Origin of the sequence: Phocaeicola sp. RTP21198st1_B8_RTP21198_201120, from assembly GCF_040929485.1 — a bacterium.
GTDB lineage: Bacteria > Bacteroidota > Bacteroidia > Bacteroidales > Bacteroidaceae > Phocaeicola > Phocaeicola dorei.
In genome coordinates this window covers 19739-27626 of the sequence record NZ_JBCOCI010000068.1, presented here as the reverse complement: position 1 = coordinate 27626, position 7888 = coordinate 19739, and the positions used below count along the sequence as shown (strand labels likewise).

General features: G+C 40.1%; 9 protein-coding genes. 4 read left to right on the top strand and 5 right to left on the bottom strand.

What is annotated here, in order from left to right; all coding sequences use genetic code 11:
- Positions 1-436: 436 nt before the first annotated feature.
- Positions 437-1576 carry a dTDP-glucose 4,6-dehydratase gene (rfbB, locus tag AB5935_RS18565; protein ID WP_005853009.1) on the bottom strand — a complete coding sequence of 380 codons (1140 nt, stop codon included), beginning with the start codon at positions 1574-1576 and terminating at the stop codon, positions 437-439.
- 48 nt (positions 1577-1624) lie between these two features.
- Positions 1625-2122 carry a metallophosphoesterase family protein gene (locus AB5935_RS18560; RefSeq protein ID WP_005845668.1) on the bottom strand — a complete coding sequence of 166 codons (498 nt, stop codon included), beginning with the start codon at positions 2120-2122 and terminating at the stop codon, positions 1625-1627.
- Positions 2123-2179: 57 nt separating this feature from the next.
- Here AB5935_RS18560 and AB5935_RS18555 point away from each other — a divergent pair, with 57 nt between their 5' ends.
- The 4 genes from AB5935_RS18555 (at position 2180) to AB5935_RS18540 (ending at position 5526) form a co-directional block, all read left to right on the top strand.
- Entirely contained in the window at positions 2180-4234 is a 2055-nt protein-coding gene (locus AB5935_RS18555) for an RNA degradosome polyphosphate kinase (RefSeq protein ID WP_007843443.1), read from the top strand.
- 229 nt (positions 4235-4463) lie between these two features.
- On the top strand, positions 4464-4625 hold the full coding sequence (locus AB5935_RS18550; protein ID WP_007831133.1) for a hypothetical protein: 162 nt from the start codon (positions 4464-4466) through the stop codon (positions 4623-4625).
- A 450-nt stretch (positions 4626-5075) separates the two neighbouring features.
- Positions 5076-5228 (top strand): hypothetical protein, encoded by a 153-nt coding sequence (locus tag AB5935_RS18545; protein WP_157132517.1) that lies wholly within the window; start codon positions 5076-5078, stop codon positions 5226-5228.
- 37 nt (positions 5229-5265) lie between these two features.
- Positions 5266-5526, top strand: a complete 261-nt coding sequence (locus AB5935_RS18540; RefSeq protein WP_368327515.1) for an outer membrane beta-barrel protein — start codon at positions 5266-5268, stop codon at positions 5524-5526.
- 59 nt (positions 5527-5585) lie between these two features.
- Here the strand turns inward: AB5935_RS18540 and AB5935_RS18535 are convergent, their stop codons facing one another.
- The 3 genes from AB5935_RS18535 to AB5935_RS18525 are packed head-to-tail and all read right to left on the bottom strand — an operon-like array spanning position 5586 to position 7852.
- Positions 5586-6167: a cysteine peptidase family C39 domain-containing protein gene (locus tag AB5935_RS18535; protein ID WP_005845663.1), complete on the bottom strand. Its 582-nt coding sequence runs from the start codon at positions 6165-6167 to the stop codon at positions 5586-5588.
- On the bottom strand, positions 6160-7671 hold the full coding sequence (locus AB5935_RS18530) for a radical SAM/SPASM domain-containing protein (RefSeq protein WP_007843440.1): 1512 nt from the start codon (positions 7669-7671) through the stop codon (positions 6160-6162). The genes AB5935_RS18535 and AB5935_RS18530 overlap by 8 nt, the downstream gene beginning before the upstream one ends.
- Positions 7649-7852, bottom strand: coding sequence for a hypothetical protein (locus tag AB5935_RS18525; protein WP_038611457.1), 204 nt, complete (start codon positions 7850-7852; stop codon positions 7649-7651). The genes AB5935_RS18530 and AB5935_RS18525 overlap by 23 nt, the downstream gene beginning before the upstream one ends.
- Positions 7853-7888 lie beyond the last annotated feature (36 nt).

The window sequence follows — 7888 nt, the reverse complement described above, 5'->3', positions numbered from 1 at the left end:
GGTTGATGTTATATCAAATTATTGAATCTGTTTGGTTTCAATCGTAAACTTATTAGGTTAGATAAATCTTTTGTTTTCTTTCTTTTTTCGTATATCTGTCTTTTAAGGCCTTGATATCTTGCTTGTATTTTTGTTTTCTTTCTTTATTATTGCTATTTTATGATTTTGTATTTATAAATATTAAAATAGTTTCTTTATTTTATTTTTAATACACTGTTTGTGTTATAATTATCTTATCGGTGCAAAAATATACGAAAGAAATCGAAGATGAAAGGGAATGTAGTATGTTGTTGAACATATCTATAGCAAATTCTATTTTATTGTTTTATTATATTATAGCTGAAATTTGGTGTTGGAAATATTAAGATAAAAAAGTCCCCGGATAAGAACGCCTTTCTTATCCGGGGACTTTTTTAAATATTATAAGATGTATTCTTTATCGGTTTTTATACATTCTTTCATAATACTTTTGGTAATCGCCACTTGTTACATTTTCCACCCATGCTTGATTTTCCAGATACCATTGGATTGTTTTTACAATACCGGTTTCGAATTTTGTTTCAGGATACCATCCTAATTCATTAGTGATTTTGGTAGGATCGATAGCGTAACGTTGGTCATGTCCCAAACGGTCTTTGACAAAGGTGATTAATGATTCGTTAATCCAGTCGATAGAGATCTCACCTTTGTCGTTCAACTCTTTTTTCTTCAAGATTTTGCGATATTCGGGAGTTTCCGTCATCATCCGGTGAATAGTGGCTATGGTAAGTTTTACTATCTCTATGTTTTCTTTCTCATTGTGTCCGCCTACATTATATACTTCCCCTTCGCGGCCCTTGCGCAGAACCAAATCGATGGCTTTGCAATGGTCTTCTACATATAACCAGTCGCGTACATTCTTTCCGTCACCATATACGGGAAGTTTCTTTCCTTCCAAAATGTTTTTAATGATTAGTGGAATCAGTTTTTCAGGAAAATGGTACGGACCGTAATTATTGGAACAGCGGGTAATGGTTACCGGCATTTTGTAAGTATCACGATAAGCCATGACAATCATATCAGCGCTTGTCTTGGAGGCACTATATGGGCTGTGTGGACATAAAGGAGTTGTTTCAGTAAAGAAACCTTCTGCTCCTAGGCTGCCGTATACCTCATCTGTAGATACCTGGTGGTAACGTACATCTTTGCGCCAGGTGGGATAACCATTCTCATCTTTTCCCGTCACCCAAGCACGGCGGGCCGCATCCAGCAGGTTTTGGGTTCCCAAAATATTAGTTTGCAGAAACAATTGTGGGTTTTCAATACTGCGGTCTACATGGCTTTCTGCTGCAAAATTCACGATGTAGTCAAACTTGTATTCTGCGAATAGTTGGTCTGCCAAATCACGGTCGCATATATCTCCTTTTACGAAGAAACAACGTTCATTATCAATGTCTGATGCAATAGTTCCCAGATTGCCGGCATAAGTCAAGGCATCCAGTACCACCACCCTGATGTCATCATGTTTGGCCAGGATGTATTTTAAATAGTTGGCTCCGATAAATCCGGCAGCTCCTGTAACGAGATAAGTCTTCATATTGTTTTTGATATTAGTGTGTGCAAAGTTCGGAAAGATTTTTTAATCTTACAACTTATCCGCTAGTTCTATTACTTCTAAATCTTTAAATTCTCCATTATCGATACAAAAACGTACCAATGTTCTCACTTTATGAAATCCGGAAATGCCTGCTGCTCCCGGGTTGATGTGTAACATATCCAGTGTCTTGTCATATTTCACCTTTAATATATGCGAATGTCCGCTGATAAAAAGCTGGGGAGGTTTCACCAGCAGGCTGCCGCGGATGGAAGGATCATAGTTGCCCGGATATCCGCCTATATGCTTTATCAACACCTCCGCACCATCTACGGTGAAGCGGTTGGTTTGAGGATAAAGTCTGCGTATGTCCTGCCCGTCAATGTTTCCATATACTGCCCGGAAGGGGCGGAAAGCGGACAGTTTCCGGGCGACTTCCACCGAGCCAATGTCTCCGGCGTGCCATATTTCATCACAATTCTCAAAATATTTCAAGTATTTGTCATCCCAAAATGCATGAGTATCCGATAATAATCCGATTCTTGTCATAGTTTTTTTGTTTATTATCGGCAAAGGTACTATATTTGGAACAAATCTAAGCATAATATGGAGAGCAAATATCATTATTTCAAGCGTGATATCAGTTGGTTGTCTTTCAACTATCGCGTGTTGTTGGAGGCGGATGACGACTCCCTTCCGTTGTATGAACGGATTAACTTTATCTCTATATATTCTTCTAATCTGGAGGAATTCTACAAGATTCGTGTAGCGGAACATAAAGCCATCGCTTCCGGTGGCCAAAGTGATGATATGACACAAGAAGAAGCCAGACACCTGATACATCAGATAACCGAAGCTGTCAATAGCCAGATGGAAGACCGTATCCGCATTTATGAGCATAAGATTGTCCCGGCTTTGCGCAGGCATCATATTATTTTTTATCAAAGTAAACAGGAGGTAGAGCCTTTTCATCAGGAGTTTATCAGTAATTTCTTTAAAGAAGAAATTTTTCCCTATCTTCAGCCTGTTCCGGTATGCAAGAATCGAATCAAGACTTTTTTACGTGACAACCGTTTGTATCTGTCGGTACGCGTGACGCGCAAAGACACGGGGGAAAAGGAATACTATATTATCAAATTGCCTTATAGCAAAGTTCCCCGTTTCATAGAACTTCCCCGACAGGGAGAAAACTTTTACCTGATGTATATGGAAGATATTATAAAGGCGAATATCAACCGTATGTTTCCGGGCTATGATTTGGATTGCAGTTATTGTTGCAAGATATCTCGTGACGCCGATATTTTCGTGGATGATGCAACCAGTTCCGAAGTAATGGTGGAACAGTTGCGTAAAAAGGTGAAAAAGCGTAAAATAGGTGCTGTATGCCGTTTTGTGTATGACCGAAAGATGCCTGCGGATTATCTGGAGTTTCTGGTCGATGCATTTGGCATCAATCGTGATGATTTGGTTCCGGGAGACAAACACTTGAACTTGGAGGATTTGGCTCATCTGCCTAATCCCAGTAAGGAACTTTGTACCCAATTGAAACCTCGTCCCATGACATTGAATTGTTTGGATGAGAAAGAATCCATATTCCGTTATGTGAGCAAGAAGGATTTGATGTTGCATTTCCCTTATCATTCTTTTGAACATTTCATCCATTTCCTGTATGAGGCCGTTCATGACCCGTCCTGTAAGGAGATCATGATTACCCAATATAGGGTGGCGGAAAACTCGGTTGTTATCAATACGCTGATTGCTGCTGCGCAGAATGGTAAAAAAGTAACTGTTTTTGTAGAACTTAAGGCCCGTTTTGACGAAGAAAACAATTTGGCTACCGCCGAGATGATGAAGCGGGCGGGGATACATATTATTTTCAGTATACCGGGATTGAAAGTGCATGCCAAGGTGGCGCTTGTACTGCGGTATAACAAAGAGGGAAAACAGACTCGCAGCTATGCTTATATCAGTACCGGAAATTTCAATGAGAAGACTGCCCGGATATATGCTGATTCCGGTTTGTTCACTTCCAACGAGATTATTGTGAATGATCTGTATACTTTATTCCGGGTATTACAGAAAGAAGTGACTGAACCCAAATTCAAGCGTTTGTTGGTAGCCCGTTTTAATCTGCTGCCGGAACTGAGAAGACGTATCGGATATGAGATAAATATGGCAAAGGCGGGAAAAGAAGCGCGGATTATCTTGAAAATGAATGCGCTGCAAGATCCTGCCATGATAGATGAATTATATAAGGCTAGTGAGGCAGGAGTGAAAATAGACTTGATAGTACGTGGTATCTGCTGCTTGATTCCCAATCAGCCTTATAGCAGAAATATCCGTATCACTCGCATTGTGGACAGCTTTTTGGAACATGCCCGGGTGTGGTATTTCCACCATGGAGGAAAACCGCTTCTGTTCATGGGTTCGCCGGACTGGATGAGGCGCAACCTGTACCGGCGTATAGAGGCCGTTACCCCCATTCTTGACGAAGATCTGAAACAACAACTGATAGATATGCTGGTTATTCAGTTGAAAGATAACAGAAAAGCCGGTTGGGTGGATGAAAATCTGAATAATGTGTTGAAAAGGAATCCGAAAGAAGAACCGGTACGGGCGCAATATGCTTTTTATGAATACTTGAAGGGGAAGAATAAATGAAGAATATGAAATAACATATTTTATCTTATTTGAAATGATTATCCGCAATCATACCACCGGATGATAAATGGAAATTTATAAAACGGGGTGATGGAATGCGAACTACACGGACGAAGCGGACAAACACGGACTTAAAATTTAAATTTGTACTTGCAAACCCAATGACAGGTAAAGTAAAAAAATCCGTGTTCCATCCGTCATCCCATTCTATAAATAAACATTTTGTGATATGATTGAGGATTATCATTTCATATATTCCCAATGGAATGGACTTTTACATATTTGTCTGCCCGAACCACCGTCCACGACTCCAGGAGTAATGCACCGTAAGTTCGGGCTGAAACATCTGAAGGATTTTTCAGCCCAATCCCAAGGAGGATATAGCGGATAGTTTAGTTTTAACAGGTCTGTTTGTAAAAGATATGTAAGATGCGGCGATGCATGATACATAATGATTATCCGCCATCATACCACCGGATGATAAATGGGAGTTAATGGATGGAACGCGGATTTATTTCGTTCTATAAATTAAAATTGGAACACAAATGACACAAATTAATAACTGTACAGCATGGATATAAACCTGCCGGAGGTTAGATTTGTGTCATTTGCGTTCCGGTTTAACCGATAAATAATTGATATTGTTATGAAAAAATTATATATAACTTTCTGCCTCTTACTGGTTTCTCTTTGCATACATGCACAGATGATTAGTGGAATAATAGTGGATGAAAAAAACAGCCACTAGAGTTTGCCAATATAGTGTTGTTTTCTTTGCCTGATTTTACTTTTTTACAAGGTACTATCAGTGATCAGACCGGAGCTTTTAATATAAAATCAAATGAAACAAAAGGAGTATTACCAATTTCTTCAGTTGGCTATTCCACTATTCTCCTACCTTGCACTAGTTCAAATATGGGAACAATACAACTATATTCAGATGCGCAACTATTATACTCTCGTCCATATTATGCTCAGTTGCGAAGTAATGTAATGTATATTAATCGGTATATATATGAGGGTGGTAATCCATTTTATTACCTTCTTTATCTCATAATATAACTTTAGGAACAACTTATAAATGGGTATACTTATCAGCCGGATATCAATATATTAAAGATGCGATTATTTCTTTTAGTGGAGCTTATTCAGAAGATGATCCTACGATTGCTTTAATTAATATGATTAATGCACCAGACTATGATAAGATTTTTGCCTCGCTGGTTTTATCACCTACTATGGGGCTTTGGTCTCCACAGAACAAAAGAATCGTATGTAATAAAAAAACTTAGTTTGACGGCTAAGGGGTTCAATCTGTCCCTATGGAATAATTGGACTTGGCTTGCTCCATTCATTTCCGTCTTAGCTGTGTTACCATTTCCCTGAACCAGGGATAATTTAGCCAGATATATTCATACCAGCGGTTCAGTCTTCTTTTCCATTTCCTGCTCCACGGATACAACTCCCACCATTTTAGTTGAAAATCCGTTTTCTGCATAAATTCGTGGGTGGGAAACAGAGTAAGAGTTATTCCTCTTATCCATAATGTTTTCATTTGGTTTTCCCAATATTGCATAGGGCCGAATCCCGGCTCCCAAATAATGAAGCGGCCTTCATGAATGCCATAACAAACCACATATCCCGGTACTTCGAAATCATTGATGGCAAAAAGTATGGCAGGAAATTTTCTGGTGGACAATTGTTCCATGTTCTGCAAGCAGATTTCCGCTTCCATTCCTGCACGTATAGCTGCCTGTTTCATACCCATCAACGTATATTTTCCATCTACTTTACACCATTCGGCTAGTGTGCGTGCATCTTGTTGACCGCCATAGTATTTCATGACAGTGAGCAGACAGGCCACTTCCATGGGACATTCGTCACTGGAACGGACAAATGATTTTTTTATTCTGTCAAGTTCGTCTTCAGTCATAACTTAATTTATTTTTCATGGCAGGAGCAAAACAGCAACGCGGATCGGGAAAATCCCAACAATCCTTTCCATAAGCTTTTATGATATCACTCCAGCAACGGTTCTGATAACTGAAACAGTCTTCAAAAAGACGGCATTCCCTGCATGGACTCTCTTTGTTGATATCCTGACGTGACAAGGAACAAAGGTGCAAGGCTTGAGGGGAATGCCAGACTTCTTTCAGACTTTGTGTGGTTACATTCCCTATGATAAATTGTGGATGCCAGTAAAGTTGCTCGCATACAGTCACTTTACCATCAGGCAATATAAACATATGAGTGGTCAATGCAGAGCATTCGCTTCCTTTGAAACACCGGCTTCCACCCCAGGTATCTTGATAGTTTTTATCGGTTACTTCTTTCCCTAGAATCACGGGAAAGGAAACCTGTGTGAGAAGAGGGCGTATTTGGTTGAATACCTTTGTAATTTGCGCTTTAGTAGGTTTCAAATGCGAAAATACATTATACTCTTTGTATATGGAATTACTGGCGGGGATAATACGCCAGTCGCGTATATGCTTCAGATGAGATAATTCATGCAGTAATTCCGCCAAGACATTCAACTGGCAATTGTAGTTGGTCAGCACAGATGAAATCTGATAATTCAGTCCGCTGTCATCCAGTAATTGCAGGCCGTGAAGCATCTCTTTGGCATAATTTCCGTTTACTCCCAGTGAGGCGGTCAGTATTTCGGAATGAATGGCATCCAGTGAAATTTGAACAATTCCCTGATACCCTGTTTCCTGTACATCTTGCAACAGTTTTTGGGTTACAGGCATTTTGGTCGATATGAATTCGGGGGCAATACCCCGTTTTACCAATTCTTTTAATATGATTTTCCAGTCTTTATGCAGGAATATTTCACCACCTATCAGATTTACTTGTTGTACTTGCAGGTCTGAAGCTTCCTTGATCAGCTCCATCATGCGTTGGGTGGTGAGTGGGGATTTTATTTGCGTTGATGTATCTGCATAGCAATACTTACAATGCGTGACACATTGGTTGGTCAGCATGAATGTGAGGAGCAACGGACCGGAATACAGCCTTTTTGTAGTAAGATCCAGTTTTTTCCAGACAAAAGAATTTGCTTGCAGCCGGTCAAACCGCAATGCTTTGCCTGCCTTTTCCGCTTCAATCAATATACGTTTGGGAAAATAAATTTCTCCCTGCTGGGAGGAGGTATAAATGGGGGTCGGATTATCAATGAAGTCCGATACCCATTTGATCATCTCCTCCTTGCTCCGGCAGAAGAAGTCGCACAGCAGAGGGAGAGTTGTCTGCAAAGGTCTGTCATACGTGAAAAAACTCAGCATGACAGCTTGCAGCGGGTGAATAAAAGTATGCCAGTTCCGGGAGCAGTCGGTATCTGTCCCCGTACTGGAGAATAATGCGACCCTGTGAATATCATGTCTCAGATGATAATGAGGGTTCAGCACATATACTTTATTCATTTCCGGTATTTTCATCTTGTGTTTTTGTAGGATCGACGAATCCACCTGTATAGCATCCCAGGCCACATTTGGATAACTCCTTGTCATCTATGCCACCTTGTACGTCCATCAGTTCGTTCAAGTCCAGCACTTGTTCTTCATCTTCGGAATAGCGGGTGTATTCCGGTTGCTTGTTGTTGGGGTCTTTTTTTTTCATATTCTTCTTTGTTTAAGTTGGTTATTCTCTGTAGTG